The sequence below is a fragment of the Streptomyces sp. NPDC002125 genome (assembly GCF_053593715.1).
On the sequence record NZ_JBSFDD010000001.1, the window covers coordinates 119,010 to 138,493 of the forward strand.

General features: G+C 71.6%; 12 protein-coding genes. 3 read left to right on the plus strand and 9 right to left on the minus strand.

What is annotated here, in order from left to right; translation table 11 throughout:
• Positions 1-129 precede the first annotated feature (129 nt).
• Positions 130-723, minus strand: coding sequence for a hypothetical protein (locus tag ACWCQM_RS00540; RefSeq protein ID WP_003965961.1), 594 nt, complete (start codon positions 721-723; stop codon positions 130-132).
• A 519-nt stretch (positions 724-1,242) separates the two neighbouring features.
• Here ACWCQM_RS00540 and ACWCQM_RS00545 point away from each other — a divergent pair.
• Positions 1,243-2,106 carry a methyltransferase domain-containing protein gene (locus ACWCQM_RS00545; protein WP_450913210.1) on the plus strand — a complete coding sequence of 288 codons (864 nt, stop codon included), beginning with the start codon at positions 1,243-1,245 and terminating at the stop codon, positions 2,104-2,106.
• 69 nt (positions 2,107-2,175) lie between these two features.
• Here the strand turns inward: ACWCQM_RS00545 and ffh are convergent, their stop codons facing one another.
• The 5 genes from ffh to nsdA all read right to left on the minus strand — a co-directional run bounded on the left by ffh (position 2,176) and on the right by nsdA (position 9,827).
• On the minus strand, positions 2,176-3,723 hold the full coding sequence (gene ffh / locus ACWCQM_RS00550) for a signal recognition particle protein (protein ID WP_450913211.1): 1,548 nt from the start codon (positions 3,721-3,723) through the stop codon (positions 2,176-2,178).
• 121 nt (positions 3,724-3,844) lie between these two features.
• Positions 3,845-6,298: a [protein-PII] uridylyltransferase gene (locus ACWCQM_RS00555; RefSeq protein ID WP_450913212.1), complete on the minus strand. Its 2,454-nt coding sequence runs from the start codon at positions 6,296-6,298 to the stop codon at positions 3,845-3,847.
• Between the two features lie 32 nt (positions 6,299-6,330).
• On the minus strand, positions 6,331-6,669 hold the full coding sequence (locus ACWCQM_RS00560) for a P-II family nitrogen regulator (RefSeq protein WP_033304048.1): 339 nt from the start codon (positions 6,667-6,669) through the stop codon (positions 6,331-6,333).
• Entirely contained in the window at positions 6,666-8,018 is a 1,353-nt protein-coding gene (locus ACWCQM_RS00565) for an ammonium transporter (RefSeq protein WP_450913213.1), read from the minus strand. The genes ACWCQM_RS00560 and ACWCQM_RS00565 overlap by 4 nt, the downstream gene beginning before the upstream one ends.
• Before the next feature lie 336 nt (positions 8,019-8,354).
• A complete protein-coding gene (gene nsdA, locus ACWCQM_RS00570; RefSeq protein ID WP_450913214.1) occupies positions 8,355-9,827 on the minus strand; it encodes a transcriptional repressor NsdA in 1,473 nt (490 codons plus the stop codon).
• A gap of 423 nt (positions 9,828-10,250) precedes the next feature.
• Between nsdA and ACWCQM_RS00575 the strand changes: the two genes are divergently transcribed.
• Positions 10,251-10,898, plus strand: coding sequence for a bifunctional DNA primase/polymerase (locus ACWCQM_RS00575; RefSeq protein WP_450913215.1), 648 nt, complete (start codon positions 10,251-10,253; stop codon positions 10,896-10,898).
• A 62-nt stretch (positions 10,899-10,960) separates the two neighbouring features.
• Here ACWCQM_RS00575 and ftsY read toward each other — a convergent pair whose 3' ends face one another.
• Entirely contained in the window at positions 10,961-12,166 is a 1,206-nt protein-coding gene (gene ftsY / locus ACWCQM_RS00580) for a signal recognition particle-docking protein FtsY (RefSeq protein ID WP_450913216.1), read from the minus strand.
• Positions 12,167-12,275: 109 nt separating this feature from the next.
• Between ftsY and ACWCQM_RS00585 the strand changes: the two genes are divergently transcribed.
• Positions 12,276-13,667, plus strand: coding sequence for a purine-cytosine permease family protein (locus ACWCQM_RS00585; RefSeq protein ID WP_450913217.1), 1,392 nt, complete (start codon positions 12,276-12,278; stop codon positions 13,665-13,667).
• Between the two features lie 91 nt (positions 13,668-13,758).
• Here the strand turns inward: ACWCQM_RS00585 and ACWCQM_RS00590 are convergent, their stop codons facing one another.
• Both ACWCQM_RS00590 and ACWCQM_RS00595 read right to left on the minus strand, forming a co-directional pair.
• On the minus strand, positions 13,759-15,177 hold the full coding sequence (locus ACWCQM_RS00590; RefSeq protein WP_450913218.1) for a sugar porter family MFS transporter: 1,419 nt from the start codon (positions 15,175-15,177) through the stop codon (positions 13,759-13,761).
• A gap of 252 nt (positions 15,178-15,429) precedes the next feature.
• Positions 15,430-19,341 carry an AAA family ATPase gene (locus ACWCQM_RS00595; RefSeq protein WP_450913219.1) on the minus strand — a complete coding sequence of 1,304 codons (3,912 nt, stop codon included), beginning with the start codon at positions 19,339-19,341 and terminating at the stop codon, positions 15,430-15,432.
• Positions 19,342-19,484 lie beyond the last annotated feature (143 nt).

Below are 19,484 nucleotides of genomic sequence, written 5' to 3' on the forward strand. Positions count from 1 at the left end.
GTGGTTGGGCACAAAAGATGCCACGTGGGGTTGCGGTACTCGGGTGCCCGATGGACGCGTCAGCCGGAGGAGAGAGGGGTCCTATGCGACTGTCGAGTACAGCTGTCCATTGTGCCACACCGCGCCGGGTCACCCCACCGCGACCGCCGCTTCCGGGATACGGAACGGCTTTCCGCACCCGCCGCAGACGATCGGCGCCTGGGCGAGGACCGACGGGACGACGCGGACGTTGCGCCCGCAGTCGCAGACGGCCTTGACCCGCACCCCTCCCCCGGACGATCCGTGCCGCGCCGCGGGGCCGCGGAACGAGCGCTTGGTGTCGGCGGCGGTGGCGACGGTGTGCGCCTTGAGCGCACGCTGCAGCCGTTCCGTCGTCGGGCGGTATCTGCGTTTGGCCTCGGGATTCAGCGTCACCAACGAGAATCCGCTGCTGGGGTGGGGCTCCTCGGCATGGTCGAGGCCCAGCTCCTCGGCGATCGCGAGGAAGCGTCGGTTGTGGTAGCGGCCGGCGCGAGAAGTGTCCCGGACACCTCTCGCGGCCGCGATGCCGTGGACTGCCTCATGGAGCAGCCGTTCGAAGGAGAGCTCGGCGCCACAGGCGGACGAGGACTCTCCGATCAGGGACTCTGGCGCGGCAAGATCGGGCAGCTCGGGGTGGTACCGCTGAATGTCGGCCCACGCCTGTGCCAGCTCTGCGGCAAGTACAGGTGGTGTCGTGCTCACGTCGTGACAACGAGCCTGAGTGCTCCGGTGTTCCTATTCCGGGGCATCCCAAATAATTTGCACGTACCAGTCAGTTGCCGTTGATGCGTCCGGACGAGGGCGGGTGCGCAGATCAGCGGAGAAGGCTCACAGCTCGCACCAAGGTGGTACGTAGCAACGCGTACGCCCCGGTGCCGACAAGGGCCGCGCGGGCGACATTACCCGGCACGGAGCGACCGGTGCGCCGAGGGGGCCGAGGGGGCGGGGAGCGCTCGACGTGCTGCGCCCCGCGTGTCGGGTAAGACTGTGAGGAAGCGAGCAGCGGGCGCGCTGCTGCCGGTGTCCGCCCGCACCACGCGGCGCCGGGGCGCACGGCCGGAGCACGCAAGCAATGCCATCCCACCCCGTCCGACCCCTGGACGGGACCGCCGATGCGGAGTTCTCTGACATACGGAGGCTGTGGGCGCGCATACACAGCACACAGACATGGGGGACCTCACTCGGGCACGACCGACCTCACGGCGGATTGGGGCGCATTCCATGACACCTACGCTCGTCCGGCACCACAGGTACGCGGATTCGTCCGCCCCGGTGGACACCGGTACCCGTGCTCGTGACTGGGCCGAGATCCAGGAGCGCATGCTGGCGCCGCTCTACGAGGCGGTGTACGAGCGCCTCGAAGTCGGGGCCGGGACGCGGATGCTCTCGCTCGGCTGCGGTTCCGGGCTGGCGCTGCTGATCGCGGCCTCGCGCGGGGCGCGGGTCACCGGCGTCGACAGCGACCGTGACCGTCTCGCCCTGGCCCGTGAGCGCCTCGCGCCCGCTCCGGGGCAGGAGCCCGTCCCGGGCCGCCCGGAACCACGGGCGAGGCTCGTGGAGGACCTTCCGTCGGCCGTGCCGGACGGTGCGCCGTACAACCTTCTGACCGCCTTCCAGCCGGTCGGCTGCGCCGCCGGTGACTCCGAGGGGCTCGCGCCCGCGCTGGCCTCCGCCGTGCCGCTGGCCGTGCGGGGCGCCACGGTGGTGCTGGCCGGCTGGGGGCCGCCGGAGCGGTGTGCCACGGCTCCCGTGCTCCAGGTGGCGGCGCGGCTGACCGGGTCCGCCCGCGCCCCGCGCTCCGTGAGCGGATGGCGGCCGGCGCTGCGGGACGAGCTGGAGGATGTCGCGGCGCGGGCCGGGCTGAAGCCGGACGGCTCGGGCCGGGTGTCCTGCCCGTTCGGTTACGCGGACGTGGACAGCGCGGTGCGCGGGCTGCTGTCGACCGGGCTGTTCGACGCGGCGGTGCGGGCGACCGACCGCGTCCAGGTGGAGAAGGAGGTCGCGGAGGCCCTGCATCCGCATCTGCGGCCGGACGGCACGGTGTGGATGCCGAACGTCTTCCGCTACCTGGTGTGCGTGGCCTGACGGCGACCACCGGCGACGCGAAGGGGCACCCCGCTCGTGCGGGGTGCCCCTTCGCGTGTGTCCGGGCGGTCAGCCCATGAACTTCTTGAACTCGTCGGGGAGTTCGAAGTTCTTGTCCTCCTGGGCGGGCAGACCGAACGCGCCGCCCTGGGCCGCCTGCTCGCGGCGGGCGGCCGCGGCCTGCTCCTCGGCCTTGCGCTTCATCGGGTTGCCGCTCTTGCGCTTGCCCTTGGCCTGCTTGACCTGCTTCTTCTGACGGCCGGCGCCGCCGCCCATGCCGGGCATCCCCGGCATCCCGGGCATGCCGCCGCCCTGGGCCATCTTCGACATCATCTTGCGGGCCTCGAAGAACCGCTCGACCAGGCTCTTCACGGCGGAGACCTCGACACCGGAACCCTTGGCGATACGGGCCCGGCGGGAGCCGTTGATGATCGTCGGCTCGGCGCGCTCCTTCGGGGTCATCGACCTGATGATCGCGGCGGTGCGGTCGACGTCGCGCTCGTCGATGTTGTTGATCTGGTCCTTGATCTGCCCCATGCCCGGCAGCATCCCGAGCAGCTTGGAGATGGAGCCCATCTTCCGGACCTGCTCCATCTGCGCCAGGAAGTCGTCGAGCGTGAAGTCCTTGCCCTTGCTCGACGCCAGCTTGGAGGCCATTTTGGCGGCCTCTTCCTGGCTGAAGGTCTTCTCCGCCTGCTCGATCAGGGTGAGGAGGTCACCCATGTCGAGGATGCGGGACGCCATGCGGTCGGGGTGGAAGGCGTCGAAGTCCTCGAGCTTCTCACCGTTCGACGCGAACATGATCTGCTTGCCCGTGACATGGGCGATCGACAGGGCCGCGCCACCACGGGCGTCACCGTCGAGCTTGGAGAGCACCACGCCGTCGAAGCCGACGCCGTCACGGAAGGCCTCGGCGGTGTTGACCGCGTCCTGACCGATCATCGCGTCGACGACGAAGAGGATCTCGTCGGGGCTGACGGCGTCGCGGATGTCCGCGGCCTGGCGCATCAGCTCCTCGTCGATGCCGAGGCGGCCGGCGGTGTCGACGATGACGATGTCGTGGACCTTGGACTTGGCGAACTCGATGGAGTCCTTGGCGACCTGGACCGGGTCACCGACGCCGTTGCCCGGCTCCGGGGCGTAGACCGCGACGCCCGCGCGGTCGGCGACGACGCTCAGCTGGTTGACGGCGTTGGGGCGCTGGAGGTCACAGGCGACGAGCAGCGGGGAGTGGCCCTGGCCCTTGAGCCAGAGGCCGAGCTTTCCGGCGAGGGTCGTCTTACCGGCACCCTGGAGACCCGCGAGCATGATCACGGTGGGCGGGTTCTTGGCGAACCTGAGCCGCCGGGTCTCGCCGCCGAGGATGCCGACGAGCTCCTCGTTGACGATCTTGACGACCTGCTGGGCCGGGTTCAGCGCCTGGGAGACCTCGACGCCGCGCGCCCGCTCCTTGACGTTGGCGATGAACGCGCGGACGACGGGGAGGGCGACATCCGCCTCCAGCAGCGCGATCCGGATCTCGCGAGCCGTGGCGTCGATGTCCGCCTCGGACAAGCGGCCCTTGCCCCTGAGGTTTTTGAAAGTCGCGCTAAGGCGGTCGGAGAGAGTATCGAACACGGCGCTCGTCGGTCCTCAGGGTCGGGGGCGGGGCAGGTCAGTCGCCCTCCAGGGTATCCGGACCCCGGAGAACGCAAAGCCCTCGCCCGTTTTCGTGACGAACGAGGGCCGGCGCGGGGGGTCAGCCCAGCTCCTTCTCGACCTCCCCGGCCACCTCGGCCGCCCGCTGCGGCGTCAGCGGTTCGCCGTCGGTGTCCGTGACGTAGAAGGCGTCCACGGCATTGGCCCCGAGCGTGGAGACATGGGCGCTGCGCACCCGCACCTCGCTCTGCTCCAGCGCCCTGCCGATCCGGTGCAGCAGCCCGGGGGCGTCCTGGGCGCGGACCTCTATCACGGTGGCCAGGCGTGAGCCGGCCGCCGCCACGGTCACCCGGGGCGGTGGCGCCTTGACCCCGCGCCGCCGCGGATAGGCGGCCTCGCGCTCGGCCAGCCGGGCCCGGATGTCCAGGGAGCCGTCCAGGGCGCGCACGAGGTCGGCCCGGAGCCGGGCGGCCTGCGGGAGCGAGCCGTACTCGGCCGCGACCCGCCAGCTGAGCACCAGCAGGTCGGCCGATTCGCCGAGCTCGGTCGGGAGCTCCACGGCGCGCAGGTCGGCGGCGCGGACGGTGAGGCGGTGCAGGGCCAGGACTCCGGCCGCGGCGGGCAGCACCCCGGGCCGGTCGGGCAGCGCGATGAGGAGCTCGACGCCGACGGGCTCGGGCTCGCCGTCCTCCGCTGCCGGTTCGGGCCGGGTGTGCAGGGAGAGGACGGGCTCGCCGGTGCGCAGGGCCTCCACGGCCAGGCGCTCCTGCTCGGCGCTGGGCGCGAGCGGTTCCGGCTCGGGAGGCTCCTCGCCCGCGAGCAGCGCGGCGACCCGCTTGACCAGGTCGGTGACGAGCGAGGCCCGCCAGGAGCTCCAGGCCGCGGGGCCGGTGGCGAGGGCGTCGGCCTCGGTGAGGGCGTGCAGCAGCTCCAGGGTGGAGGCGCTGCCCACGGCGTCGGCGACGGAGCGCACGGTCGCGGGGTCGTCGAGATCGCGTCGGGTGGCGGTCTCGACGAGGAGCAGGTGGTGGCGTACGAGGGTGGCGACGACGGCCACGTCCTGCTTGTCGAAGCCGATACGGGCGGCCATGTCGCGGGCGATGACCTCGCCCGCGACGGAGTGGTCCCCTGGCCAGCCCTTGCCGATGTCGTGGAGGAGCGCGGCGATCAGGAGAAGGTCGGGGCGACCGACACGTCGGGTGAGCGAGGCGGCGCGTACGGCCGTCTCGACGAGGTGCCGGTCGACGGTCCAGGTGTGGACGGGGTTGCGCTGCGGGCGGCAGTGGACGCGTTCCCAGTCGGGCAGCAGGCGGGTGATGATGCCTTCCGCTTCGAGGGCCTCCCAGACGCCGACGGTGGATTCGCCGGCGCCGAGCAGGGTGACGAGCTCCTCTCGGGCCTGGGACGGCCACGGCACGGGCAGTGGCTGGACCGCGGTCCGCAGATGGCGTACGAGGTGGCGGGAGAGCGGCAGTCCCGCCTCGGCCGCCGCGGCGGCGGCCCGGAGGGTGAGCACGGGGTCGCGTTCCGGGCGGGCGGTGCGGGCGAGCACCACCTCGCCGTCGGCCTCGACGACGCCTTCGGCGAGGGGCGTGCGCTCCGGAGCGGCCTTGGCGCCGCCGCCGAGGATCGACCGCAGCCGTGGCCGTGCGGAGCGGGCGCGCAGGACGCGGTTGACCTCGCGCCAGGTGACGTCGGTGGCGTACGAGACGGTGCGGGCGGCTTCGTACACCTGGCGCAGCAGGGCGTCGGAGTCGAGGAGGCCGAGGGAGCCGGCGACCTGGTCCTGCTCCTGGAGGGCGAGGCGGTCGGTGGCCCGGCCGGTGGTCAGGTGCAGGGCGTCGCGGGCGTCTAGGAGGGTGCGCCGGGCCTCGGCGAGCCCTTCGCGGGGTGCGTCGGCCACCCAGGAGGCGGCGACGGCGCGCAGGGCGGTGGCGTCGCGGAGGCCCCCGCGGGCCTCCTTGAGGTCGGGTTCCAGGAGGAACTGGAGCTCGCCCATGCGCTCGGCCCGCTCGCGGCAGAGTTCGTCGAGGGCCGGGAGGCGCTTGGGCGCCTGGTTGCGCCAGTCGGCGAGGACCGCGGTACGCAGTCCGGCGACGAGGCCGAGGTCTCCGGCGACGGGGCGCGCGTCGAGCAGTCCGAGCTGGACCTTGAGGTCCTCACCCGCGGTCCTGCGGGCTTCGGCGGGGGTGCGTACGGAGTGGTCGAGGGCGAGGCCGAGGTCCCAGACGGGGTACCAGATCCGGTCCGCGAGGGTGGCCACGGCGCCCGCGTCGGCGTTGCCGTCGTGCAGGAGCAGCAGGTCGAGGTCGCTGCGCGGGGAGAGCTCGCCCCGGCCGTATCCGCCGACGGCGACGAGGGCGGCGCCGCGTACGCCCGACTCCTCGGCGGCGGCCGCGAACAGCGCGGTGAGCCAGTCGTCGGTGAGCCGGGCCAGGGCGGCACGGCGCGGCGGCCCGGACCGCGTCTCCTCCTGGAGAAGACGCAGCCGGGCCGCCGCGTAGCCGCTGGGTCCCGAGTCCTCGGATTCGGTGGTCACTTCGGTGCTCGTCACCCAGCTGCCTTTCCGTTCACAGGGACCGTCGGTCAGAGTGCGTCCGGGCCGCGTTCACCGGTCCGTACGCGGATCGCGGTGTCGACCGGGACGCTCCAGACCTTGCCGTCACCGATCTTGCCCGTACGGGCGGCCTTGACGACCACGTCGATGAGCTGTTCGGCGTCCTCGTCCTCGACGAGTACCTCGATGCGGATCTTCGGCACCAGGTCGACGGTGTACTCGGCTCCACGGTAGACCTCGGTGTGTCCGCGCTGACGCCCGTACCCGCTGGCCTCCGTGACCGTGAGGCCCTGGACGCCGAAGGCCTGGAGGGCCTCCTTGATCTCGTCCAGCCTGTGCGGCTTCACGACTGCGGTGATGAGCTTCATGCGTCCACCTTCTTGTTCGTCGGGGCTGCCGTCGTGCCGGGGGCCGGCGGGGTGGTGCGGGTGGCCGCGCCGCCGCCGGCGCCGCTGAAGTCGTACGCCGTCTCGGCGTGTTCGACCTGGTCGATGCCGGAGACCTCGTCGTCCTCGCTGACCCGCATCCCGACCGTCTTGTCGAGGATGAAGGCCAGGGCCGCGGAGACGACCAGGGAGTAGGCGAGGACCGCGAAGACACCGACGGCCTGCTTGCCGAGCTGGTCGAGACCGCCGCCGTAGAAGAGGCCCGCGGCGTCGGACTGCACACCACCGGTGGCGAAGAAGCCGACGAGGAGGGAGCCGAGGATACCGCCGACGAGGTGGACGCCGACGACGTCCAGGGAGTCGTCGTAGCCGAACTTGTACTTGAGGCCGACGGCCATGGCGCAGAGGACACCGGCGATGACACCGATGGCGATGGCGCCGAGGGGGCTGACCGCACCGCCCGCGGGGGTGATGGCGACGAGACCGGCGACGGCGCCGGACGCGGCACCGAGGGTGGTGAAGGAGCCGTGGCGGATCTTCTCGTAGGCGAGCCAGCCGAGGACCGCGGCACCGGTGGCGACCTGCGTGTTGACGAACATGACGGCCCCGACGCCGTCGTCGTTGCCCAGCCACGAACCGGCGTTGAAGCCGAACCAGCCGAACCACAGGAGGGCGGCACCGAGCATGACGAGCGGCAGGCTGTGCGGCCGCATCGGGTCCTTCTTGAAGCCGACGCGCTTGCCGATGACGAGGATCACGCCGAGGGCGGCGGCACCCGCGTTGATGTGGACGGCCGTACCACCGGCGAAGTCGATGACACCCAGCTCGAAGAGCCAGCCGCCGGCGCCCCAGACCCAGTGCGCGACCGGGAAGTAGACGACGGTGACCCAGAGCGTGATGAACAGGGCCCAGGAGGTGAACTTGACGCGGTCGGCGAGCGCACCGCTGATCAGGGCCGGGGTCAGGATCGCGAACATCAGCTGGAAGACGGCGAAGACGTACACCGGGATGGTGTAGCCGTCCCAGAGTTCGGTGACGCCGATGCCGCTGAGGCCGACGAAGTCCGAGCTCCAGCCGATGACGGAGCCGACGTCGGTGCCGAAGGCGAGGCTGAATCCGTAGAGCACCCACAGGACCGTGACGATCCCGAGGCTGATGAAGCTCATCATCAGCATGTTCAGGGTGCTCTTGACGCGGACCATGCCTCCGTAGAAGAAGGCCAGACCCGGGGTCATGAGCATCACCAGCGCGGAGCAGATGAGCATGAACCCTGTGTTGGCGGCAGACAGCTGCGGGGCGTCTGCGGCAAGCGTCGTGATGCCTGGGGGCATCGGCGTCTCCTCGTCGTCGGTGCGGCCACGTGCGGGGGTGCGGGACCACGGTGAAAAGGTGCGGGCCGGTTATGCGCCATGAGATTCGCGCAGCGCGGTTTCCACGAATGCCGCACGATGTTTCACCGCAGTGACGAAGGCGCTGCGCGTGTTACGTCCCAATGAACCAGGAGTGTCGGAGCCGGTGTGCTGCCTACCATGCTGCCTGCGCCGCATACGGCGGGGTTGAACGCCCGTGGACGTGAACCGGCCACGACAGCGACCCGCTGACCTGGCGATGGGGGAGCCGGTCGGGTGGTACGGGGCGGCTGTCGTGGCCGGTGGCGGGAATGCCGGTCAGACCGCTTCGGCGGTCTCCGGGAGCTGCTGGGTGAGCAGGTCGGTGAGCACGGCGACCTCGGAGATGTCGCCGAAGTCCCTGGCAGCGGTGTCGACGGTCTTGCGGAGCCTGGTGTTGACGCGCTCCGACCTGACCTTCTTGGCGACGCGCAGGGCCTGGGTGGCCAGCACGGTCGACTGCTCCGGCTCGCGCTTGAGGAGATGCACGGTGGCCATGCCGATGAGATTGAGCGCGTAGGACCTCTGGTGCTCGTCGTCGTCGCCGAAGAGCTCGACGGCCCGGGCCATGACGGGCTCGGCCAGCGAGGCGTAGGTCGGGCTGCGGCCGGCGACATAGGCCAGGTCACGGTAGGAGTGGGCGTTCTCCCCGTGCAGTTCGGCGTCGGAGAAGAAGCGGATCCAGTCGGGCTCGGGCTCGTCGTCGAGCGTGGCGTCGACGAAGGTGTCCTCGGCCATCCGGACGGCCCGCTTGCACTTGCTCGGCTGGCCCATGTTCGCGTAGGCGCGCGCCTCCATCGCATACAGCATGGCCTGGGTCCGCGCGGTGGCGCAGTCACGGCTGCCGTACTGGGCGAGGTGGATGAGTTCGAGCGCGTCGTCGGGCCTGCCGAGGTGGATCATCTGGCGGCTCATGCTGGAGAGGATGTACGAACCGAGCGGCTTGTCGCCCGCCTCCTTGGAGGCGTGCAGGGCGAGCACGAAGTACTTCTGGGCGGTGGGCTGGAGGCCCACGTCGTAGCTCATCCAGCCCGCGAGCTCGGCGAGTTCGGCCGCGCAGCGGAACAGCCGCTTGGATGTGGCCTCCGGCTGCGGTTCCTGGAGCAGGTCGGTGACCTCGTGGAGCTGGCCGACGACGGCCTTGCGGCGCAGGCCGCCGCCGCACTGGGCGTCCCACTGGCGGAACATCGCCGTGGTGGACTCCAGCAGGTCGAGCTCGGGGCCGGAGAGCCTGGAGGGGCGGCTCTGCCCGGCCGGCCGCTCCGGGTCGGTCCGGCCGGGTGCGACGGGCACCAGCCAGCGCTGCATCGGCTCGATGAGGGTGGGCCCCGCGGCCAGGGCGAGGGAGCTGCCGAGGAAGCCGCGACGGGCGAGCATGAGGTCGCTGCGGGAGAACTCGCTGAGCAGCGCGACGGTCTGCGGGCCGGCCCAGGGCAGGTCGACCCCGGCGACGGAGGGTGCCTGGTGGGCGGCGCGCAGTCCGAGGTCCTCGACGGCGACGACGGCGCCGAAGCGCTCGGAGAACAGCTCGGAGAGGATGCGCGGGATCGGTTCGCGGGGCTGCTCGCCGTCGAGCCATCTGCGCACCCGGGAGGTGTCGGTGCTGATGTGGTGGGCGCCGAGCTGGCGGGCCCGCCGGTTCACCTGGCGCGCGAGCTCGCCCTTCGACCAGCCGCTCCGGACGAACCACGATCCCAATTGCCCGTTGGGGCGCTTTCCGGCATTCGCCTCGCCTGCGCCGCTGCCACTCACTGGAACGCCCCCATCCCGCCGAAATCTGTCGCGCGAACCTCTATCAGAATGCCGTGCCTCCGTGCTGCCTGTACGGGTGTCGCACACCTAGGCCACATCACCGGGTTGCCCGAGGCATAACCACGCGCACATGCAATTGCAGGTTCGGGTACCGACGGTAATCCTACGATCACCGCCGCCGCCAGGGTGTTGCGGAAACGCCACCATTCGCCACCCCTTCGGATGAACCCGTTCGACGCAGACCGCGATTGACTTGACAGGCCGCGATCAGCAGTCGGGCGGAGTGAAGCATTCGGGGGCGCGGGAGTCGCGTCACGCACCCCGGTGTCACCACCCCGTGCGCCTGGGTGTCGGCGGCGACGGCCGAGGACGTCCACGACTCCGGGTCGTAACCACCGGTGAGTCGGACCCGTTGGAGGGGGCATGGGCTTCACGATCGGCGGAATCCGCGAGATGCGGTCCGGCACGCGGCGGCGCGGCCGGGCGGCCGGGGCGACCGCGGTGGCCGAGTACACGGGACTCTGGGGCTGGGCGGTGGCTCCGGGCGCGCGCGCCGCGGACGGGGCCTGCTCGTGCGGCGACTCCGCGTGCCCCGCCCCCGGCGCGCACCCGCTGGACTTCGCCCGCGAGGTGCCGCCCGGCGCCACGCTCGGCATGGCCGCCGACACCTGGGCCGAGGTGCCGGGTGCCTCGATGCTGCTCCCGGTGGGCCGGACCTTCGACGTCCTCGACGTCCCCGAGGTGGCGGGGCGGCGGGCCCTGGTGCGGATGGAGCGGATGGGGCTGCCGCTGGGCCCGGTGACGGTGACGCCGACGGGCCGTACACAGTTCTTCGTCGCCCCCGGGGCCGCGGCCGGACTGCCCGGACTGCTCTACCGGATGGGCTGGGACGACGCGGATCTGGATCTGCGGGCGCTGGGCCGGGGCGCCTACATCACGGCTCCCCCTTCGGACCTCGGCGGCCTGGGGCCGGTCCGCTGGCTGCGTCCGCCGCTGCCCGGCGCCGCCGCCACTCCCCCGCAGGCCAGGCTGCTGCTGGGCACGCTGGCCTACATATGCCACCGCTGGTGAACGCGGAAGGGCGGTGACCCCTTCCGGGTCCACCGCCCTTCGCGCACACGGCCGTACGTCCGTCAGTCGCCGATCAGCGCGTCGACGAAGGCGCCCGGCTCGAACGGAGCCAGGTCGTCCGGTCCCTCACCGAGGCCGATGAGCTTCACCGGGACGCCCAGCTCCCGCTGGACGGCGATGACGATGCCGCCCTTCGCCGTGCCGTCCAGCTTGGTGAGGACGATGCCGGTGATGTCGACGACCTCGGCGAACACCCGCGCCTGGACCAGGCCGTTCTGACCGGTCGTGGCGTCGAGGACGAGGAGGATCTCGTCGAGCGGGCCGTGCTTCTCGACGACCCGCTTGACCTTGCCCAGCTCGTCCATCAGACCGGTCTTGGTGTGCAGCCGGCCGGCGGTGTCGATGAGCACCACGTCGGCGCCCTCGGCGATGCCCTCCTTCACCGCGTCGAAGGCGATCGACGCGGGGTCGCCGCCCTCGGGCCCGCGCACCGTACGGGCGCCGACGCGCTCGCCCCAGGTCTGGAGCTGGTCGGCGGCGGCGGCACGGAAGGTGTCGGCGGCGCCGAGCACGACACTGCGGCCGTCGGCGACGAGCACCCGGGCGAGCTTGCCCGTCGTGGTCGTCTTGCCGGTGCCGTTGACCCCGACGACCATCACGACGCCGGGCGTCTCCTCGCCGCCCTCCGTCTTCACGGCGCGGTCGAAGTCCGGGCCGAGCAGGGTGACGAGCTCCTCGCGCAGCAGCGTGCGCAGCTCTTCGGGCGTACGGGTGCCGAGGACGCGGACCCGCTCACGGAGCCGCTCCACCAGCTCCTGCGTGGGGGCGACGCCGACGTCGGCGGTGAGGAGGGTGTCCTCGATCTCCTCCCAGGTGTCCTCGTCGAGGTTGTCGCGGGACAGGAGCGTGAGCAGCCCCTTGCCCAGGGAGTTCTGCGAGCGGGCGAGCCGTGCGCGCAGCCGCACCAGGCGGCCCGCGGTGGGCTCGGGGACCTCGAGCCCGGGGACCTCCGGCTCGATGACGACCGGGGTCTCCTCGACGGGAGTCCCGGCACCGGGGAGACCGGCGTCCTCGATGGTGCGCCGCGCTCCCTCGCGCGGCGCCTCGGCTTCCTCGCCGACATGGGGTTCGGCGGGAGGAGTGATGGTCGGCGTGCTCGACGGTGCCGAGGGCGGCAGCTGCTTCTTCTTGCGGCTGCTGACCACGAGCCCGCTGATCAGGCCGACCGCGACCAGGGCGATGACTACAGCAAGGATGACGATTTCCATAACGCGTCCAGTATCGGCCACCACCGTGGTCCGGGCACGGTTCCGTGGGACGGCGAGCGGGACGCGTGGGCGGTATGCCACGTTTGGGGGTAAAGGTACGCTGCTGCCCGTGGAGAACCGCGGCCTGGATCCCGTCCCCGACGCCGAGCGCACCGGCCGTGTCCGCACCCTCTTCCCCACCTGGGTGACGGCCAACATGACCGTGCTGCTGCTGACCGTCGGAGCCGGACTCACCGTCTTCAACGGGCTGAACCTCTGGCAGGTGCTGGCCGTGGGGTTCCTCGCCCCCGCGTTCGCCTTCGGACTGGTCGGCCTCGTGTCGATCGCGGGGAAGCGCGGCGGCGCACCCGGCATGGCGCTCTCCCGGGCGGTTTTCGGACAGCGCGGCAATCTCTTCCCCGGGGCCGTGCTGTGGGTGGCCCGGTGGGGCTGGGAGACGGCCAACGCGGTCACGGGCTCCTACGCGCTGCTGGCCGTGCTCGATCTGCTGTTCGGCATCCGCATCACCCACACCCTGGTCCTGGTGACCCTGACGGCCTTCGTCGCCGCGAGCTTCCTCGTGTCGGGGCTCGGCATCCGGGCGCTGCGGGCGTGCTCCCGCGTCTCCGTGTGCCTCTTCGGCGGCGCGAGCGTCCTCGTCCTGGTCCATCTGATCGGCGCGACGCCGTGGCGGTCCGTCCTGGACCGGCCGGCGGGACCCGCGGCGGGGGTGATCGCGGGCATCGGGACGCTGGCCGCCGGGGGCATCAGCTGGGTGCCGTCCGCCCCGGACTTCGCCCGCTACCTTCCGCGCTCGGCGTCCGGCCGGGCGATGGTCATGGCGACCACGTGCGGGGCCCTGGTCACCGTGCTGCCGCTGGTGACGATGGGGGCGCTGCTGGCCGTGGAGGCGCCCGAGCTGGCCGTCACGAACGACCCGGTGGCCTTCATCGGCGAGCTCCTGCCGGGGTGGATCTCGGTGCCGTACCTCCTGACCGCCGTCCTCGGCATGGTGCTGATCAACGCCATGTCCATGTACTCGGCCGGCTTCACCGCCCAGACCCTCGGATTCGCGGTCCCGCGTGCCTGGGCCGTGGGGGTGAACGCGACGATCAGCCTGCTGCTCGGCGGGCTGCTGATGATGGTCGCGACGAGTTTCATCAGCACGTTCATGTCGTTCCTCGCCCTGCTGGGCGTGACCTTCTCCGCCTGGATCGGGGTCTTCGGCGTGGATCTGCTGAGGGGGCGGACGTACGACGCCGAGGCGCTTCTGGACACCACGGGCCGCCGCGGCTACTGGTACGCCGGCGGATACAGCGGGTCCGCCATGGCCGCCTGGGGCGCGGCGCTCGTGGCCGGGCTGCTCTTCACCGAGGTGGAGTGGTTCACCGGACCGCTCGCCTCCACCTGGACCGGCCGCCACGGCTTGGACTGGGCGGCGTCGGTCCTCGTCGCGGCGGGGCTGTACGCAGTCCTGCCGCGCCCCGCGGACGGGACCGGGCGCGCACCGGCCCGTTTCTGACGCCGCCCGGACGGCTTCCGCACGAAGAACGCTGCCCCGGCCGGGCGTGGGCCGGGCCGGGGCAGCGGGTCGAGAAGAGGGGCAGCGGGGATCAGCCCATCTCCTCCAGCGCCTTGCCCTTGGTCTCCTTCACGAACTTGAGCACGAAGGGGATGGAGAGCACGGCGAAGCAGGTGTAGATGATGTACGTGCCCGACAGGTTCCAGTCGGACAGGCTGGGGAAGCTCGCGGTGATCGCCCAGTTGGCGATCCACTGCGCCGACGCGGCGACACCGAGGGCGGCGGCGCGGATGCGGTTCGGGAACATCTCGCCGAGGAAGACCCAGACGACGACACCCCACGACAGCGCGAAGAAGAGCACGAAGACGTGGGCGGCGACCAGTGCGACCGTTCCCTGCGTGGTCGGGAGCTTGCCGTCGACCAGGTCCGCGGAGAAGGCCCAGGCCTCGAACGCCAGGGCGATGGCCATACCGGTGGAACCGACGAGGGCGAGCGGCCTGCGGCCCACCCGGTCGACCAGGACCATGGCGATCACGGTGCCGATGATGTTGATGATCGACGTGGTGAACGAGTAGAAGAACGAGTCGGTCGGGTCGATGCCGACGGACTGCCACAGCGTCGCCGAGTAGTAGAACGCGACGTTGATGCCGACGAGCTGCTGGAAGATCGACAGACCGATACCGACCCAGACGATGGGCAGGAAGCCGAAGCGGCTCCCGAGCAGATCGCTGAACTTCGACTTGTGCTCACGGCGCATGGCCGTCTCGATCTCGTTCACACGCGCGTCGAGGTCGACGTTCTTGCCCTCGACCTCTTCGAGGATCTTCCGGGCCCGGTCCTTCTTGCCGACCGAGATCAGGAAGCGCGGCGACTCGGGGATCGCGAAGGAGAGCAGCCCGTACAGGATGGCCGGTACGACCATCACGCCGAGCATCCACTGCCAGGCCTCGAACCCGGCGATCTCGCCGCGCTGGTCGCCGTCGGCGATCTGCAGGATGCCGTAGTTGACCAGCTGGGAGATCGCGATGCCGATGACGATGGCGGCCTGCTGGAAGGAGCCGAGGCGGCCTCGGTAGGCGGGCGGAGAGACCTCGGCGATGTAGGCCGGGCCGATGACCGAGGCCATGCCGATCGCGAAGCCGCCGATGATCCGCCACATGGCGAGGTCCCAGAGGGCGAACGGCAGTGCGGAGCCGACGGCGCTGATGGTGAACAGCACCGAGGCGATCTGCATGCAGCGGATACGGCCGATCTTGTCGGCGATGCGTCCCGCGGTGGCGGCGCCGATCGCGCAGCCGATCAGCGCGATGGCGATCACCTGGGCCAGCGTCCCCGACCCGATGTCATAGCGGTCACGGATCGCTTCGACGGCGCCGTTGATCACGGAACTGTCGTAGCCGAAGAGGAAGCCGCCCATCGCTGCGGCTGCCGTGATGAAGATGACATGGCCGAGATGGTCCGGGTGGGCATCCCGGGCTCCGGACTCCGGTCCGCGCGCTGTGCTGGTCACATGAACTCCTGATACCTGGCCGCAACGTCAGGTGTGGGGGGTGAGCCCTCCTAGTGGCGCACAACTTCCAGCTGACCACCACTTGAAGGCAAAAACAACGTTGCTGAGATTATGCGTTCAAGTTTCGAAGTCAAGGCGTGATATCCACCTAGGCGTCACTCACAAGTACCCAGGAGCACCCAAAAGGTGCGTCCAAGTGTTGAAGATTGAGTAAAGAGAATGTGACTGCCCCTCAGGCCGAGGGCCGAGGGTTCAGCGGAGCCGCTGGCTGATCACCTTGGAGACTCCGTCGCCCTGCATGGAGACGCCGTACAGCGCGTCGGCGACCTCCATCGTCCGCTTCTGGTGCGTGATCACGATGAGCTGGGAGCTCTCCTGGAGCTCCTCCATGATCCGGATCAGACGCTGCAGATTGGTGTCGTCGAGTGCCGCCTCGACCTCGTCCATGACATAGAACGGGCTCGGCCTGGCCTTGAAGATGGAGACCAGCAGGGCAACTGCCGTAAGGGATCGCTCGCCTCCGGACAGCAGCGAGAGACGCTTGACCTTCTTGCCCGGCGGCCTGGCCTCGACGTCAAGACCTGTCGTGAGCATGTTGTCCGGGTCGGTGAGGATGAGGCGGCCCTCGCCGCCGGGGAAGAGCCGTGAGAAGACGCCTTCGAACTCACGCGCGGTGTCCCGGAACGCCTCCGTGAACACCTGCTCGACCCGCTCGTCGACCTCCTTGATCACCTGCATCAGGTCGGCCCGGGTCTTCTTCAGGTCTTCGAGCTGCTCGGAGAGGAACTTGTGCCGTTCCTCCAGTGCCGAGAACTCCTCCAGGGCGAGAGGATTCACCTTCCCGAGTTGCTGATACGCCCGTTCGGCCGCCCTCAGCCGCTTCTCCTGCTCGGCCCTCACGAACGGCCTCGGCTGGTTCCGCGGGTGCTCAGGATCGTCCGGGAGCTCCTCGCCCTCCGCCGCGGGCGACGGGGGCACGAGCTGCTCCGGTCCGTACTCGGCGGCCAGGCCGGCCGGCTCGACGCCGAATTCCTCCAGCGCCCTGGCCTCCACCTGCTCCATACGCAGCCGTTTCTCGGCTCCCAGCACCTCGCCCCGGTGCACCGAGTCGGTGAGCCGGTCGAGCTCGCTCTTGAGGTCACGGCCCCGGCCGCGTTCGGCGGTCAGCTCCCGCTCGCGCCCGGCCTTGGCCGCCTCGGCCCTGGTCCGTTCCTCGTCCGCCCGTACGACGGAGACCTCGACGTGGGCGAGCAGCTGCCGGGCACCCGACGCCACGGCGGTGGCCACGGCGGCCTCGTGGCGCAGCCGGGCGCGGCGCTGCTCGGCGCGGGCACGGGCCTCGCGTTCGGCGCGGGCCCCCCGGTCCAGGGCGTCGGCCCGCCCGGCGAGCGCCTTGACGCGTTCCTCATGGGTACGGGCCTGGAGGCGCGCCTCCATCTCGGTCTGGCGCGCGTTCGCGCCGTCGGCGGCGAGACGGTCCCGTACGGAGGTGTCGGGCTCCTCCTCCACCGGGGTCTCCTCCGCGACCAGCAGCCGTTCCGCGAGTTCCTCGGCCTCCTCGGTGGCGCGCTCCAGCGCCTCCTGGGCACGGGCGGCGGAGGCGGTGGTGCGCTCGGCCTCCCCGGCGGCGCCTCTGGCCTGCCCGGCCAGCCGCCCCAGCTGCTGGGCGACCCCGGACTTCTCCCGCTCGGCGGCCCGGCGGCGCTCCCCGAGCTCCTCCACCCTGGCGGCGGACTCCTCGCGGCGCCCGGCCGCGAGGCGCTGCGCCGAGGCGAGCTCGTCGCAGCGCACGGCGAGCTCGGCCAGTTCGGCGGCGGCCTCGTCGACGGATGCCTGCACCTCCAGCAGGCTGGGCGCCCCGGCGGAGCCGCCGTGCGCGAAGTGGGTGCCCAGCACATCGCCCTCGGCGGTGACGGCGGTCAGCCCGGGGTGCGCGGCGACCAGCTCCTCGGCGTCCTCCAGCGTGCCGACGACGACCATGCCGCGCACCAGCCCGCGTACGGCGGCGAGCAGTTCGGCCGGGCCGTGCAGCAGGCCGGCGACGGCGGGCGCGGCGCACTCACCGGGGGCGACGGCGGTCCGGACCACGGGCTGCCCGGCACCGGGCCCGGTCGCGGAAGCCGAGGGGCCGGGCCCGGTCGCGGAAGCCGAGGGGCCGGGCCCGGTCGCGGAGGCCGAGGGGCCGTACTCGGCACCGGCGTCGCCGGCACCGTACGGGTCCCCCTGGGCGGCCGTGCTCTGCGCCGGGCCGGGGACCGTGCCCTGCGCCCTCCCGGGGGCAGTGCTCCGCTCCGGCCCGGGAACCGCCGGGGCCGCCGTGCCCTGCTCCGGTCCTGAGGTCCGGCCCGCCACCTGGCCCGACGTCTGGCCGGGCACCTGGCCGGCGGAGGCTTCGGCGGGCTCCGGCAGCGGCTCGGTTCCCTGCGCCGGCACCTGCACGGTTCCCGCGCCGCCCGCCACCAGTGCCGCGCGCCCGGCGTCCTGCTTGCGCAGCAGACGGATCGCGTCCGCCGCCGCGGCGGGGTCCGTGACGGCGAGCGCGTCGGCCGCCGCGCCCAGCGCCGCGGCCACCGCGATCTCGTGCCCCGGGGCCACCGTGAGCAGTTCCGCGACCGGTCCGAGCAGGCCGGGGAGCCGGTCCCCCGCACCGAGCAGGACCCCCGTGCCGTCCTTGCGCCGCAGGCCCAGCGACAGCGCGTCATGGCGGGCGGAGAGCGCGGCACGGCTGCGTTCCGCCTCGGTGACCGCCTCCCGCGCCGCGCTCAGCCCCGCCTCCGCCTCGGCGAGTTCCCGCTTCGCGGCCTCGTGCCGCTCCGCCAGCTCGGCGTCGCCCGCGTCCAGCCCCTCGACCTCGGCCTTGAGCTGCTCGTACTCCTCCTGCGCCGCGACCGCCCGCTCCTGCGCCTCGTCCCGGGACGCGGCCAGCCGGTCGATCTCGGCCTGTGCCGAACCGGCCCGGCTCCTGGCCGCGTTGACCTGTCCGTTGAGCCGCGCGAGGCCCTCGCGCCGGTCCGCGATGGCCCGGGCGGCGTCCCGGAGCCTGCGCTCCTCGGCCGCCAACTCGCGTTCCAGCTCGCTGCGGTGGGCGGTGGTGTCCTCCAGGGCGTGCTCGGCCGCTTCGAGGGCCGCCTCCAGCTCCGCCTCCTGTTCGCGGATGCGGGCGGCCTCCCGCTCCATGTCCTCCGGGTCCCGCCCGCGCCGTTCCTCCTCGGGCGGCGCGGTGGCGCTCTTCACCCGGGCGTCGGCGAGCGAGATCGTGCCGCGCACCCGCTCGGCCAGCTGCGAGAGTTCGTACCAGGTCTGCTGGGCCCGCTGGAGACGCGGCGCCAGCCGGCGCACCTCGTCCTCCAGGTCCGCCTCGCGGGCGAGCGCCGCCTTGAGTTCGGCCTCGGCCGCTTCCCTGCGTTGTTTCAGGGCGGCCTCGTCGGCGATCTCGCTGCGCAGCGCCTCGCGCAGCCGCACCAGGTCGTCGGCGAGGAGTCTCAGCCGGGCGTCCCGCAGATCGGCCTGGATGACCGCGGCCCTGCGGGCCACGGCGGCCTGCCTGCCGAGCGGCTTGAGCTGGCGCCGCAGTTCGTCGGTGAGGTCCTGGACGCGGGCGAGGTTTGCCCCCATCGCCTCAAGCTTCCGCAGCGCCTTCTCCTTGCGCTTGCGGTGCTTGAGCACACCGGCGGCCTCCTCGATGAAGGCGCGGCGCCCCGTCGGGTCGGCGTGCAGGACGGAGTCCAGACGGCCCTGGCCGACGATGACGTGCATCTCGCGGCCGATACCGGAGTCCGAGAGGAGTTCCTGGATGTCGAGGAGCCGGCAGGTGTCCCCATTGATCTGGTATTCGCTGCCGCCGTTGCGGAACATGATCCGGGTGATCGTGACTTCGGCGTACTCGATGGGCAGCGCGCCATCGGAATTGTCGATGGTCAGCGACACTTCGGCGCGGCCCAGCGGTGGCCTTCCCGTGGTCCCGGCGAAGATCACGTCTTCCATCTTGCCGCCGCGCAGGGATTTGGCTCCCTGTTCTCCCATGACCCAGGAGAGCGCGTCCACCACATTGGATTTGCCGGACCCGTTGGGACCGACGACACAGGTGATCCCCGGTTCGAACCGCAGGGTGGTGGCGGAGGCGAACGATTTGAATCCACGGAGGGTCAGGGCCTTGAGGTGCACGCCGCCGGACTCTACCTTTCACTCTCGGTTTCGCTGATGAAGGTGCAGGGCACATCAGACGGTAAGCGAAGAGCGATACGCCGGTGACGGTCCAGGGGGAAAGAAAGAAGGGACGCCGAGGCGTCCCTTGTGAATCTCGCGCG

Excerpts from the sequence above, each read along its gene's own strand:
- ftsY (WP_450913216.1), bottom strand. The coding sequence starts at position 12,166 with ATGGAAATCGTCATCCTTGCTGTAGTCATCGCCCTGGTCGCGGTCGGC.
- ACWCQM_RS00575 (WP_450913215.1), top strand. The coding sequence starts at position 10,251 with ATGGGCTTCACGATCGGCGGAATCCGCGAGATGCGGTCCGGCACGCGG.
- ACWCQM_RS00565 (WP_450913213.1), bottom strand. The coding sequence starts at position 8,018 with ATGCCCCCAGGCATCACGACGCTTGCCGCAGACGCCCCGCAGCTGTCT.
- ACWCQM_RS00545 (WP_450913210.1), top strand. The coding sequence starts at position 1,243 with ATGACACCTACGCTCGTCCGGCACCACAGGTACGCGGATTCGTCCGCC.
- ACWCQM_RS00560 (WP_033304048.1), bottom strand. The coding sequence starts at position 6,669 with ATGAAGCTCATCACCGCAGTCGTGAAGCCGCACAGGCTGGACGAGATC.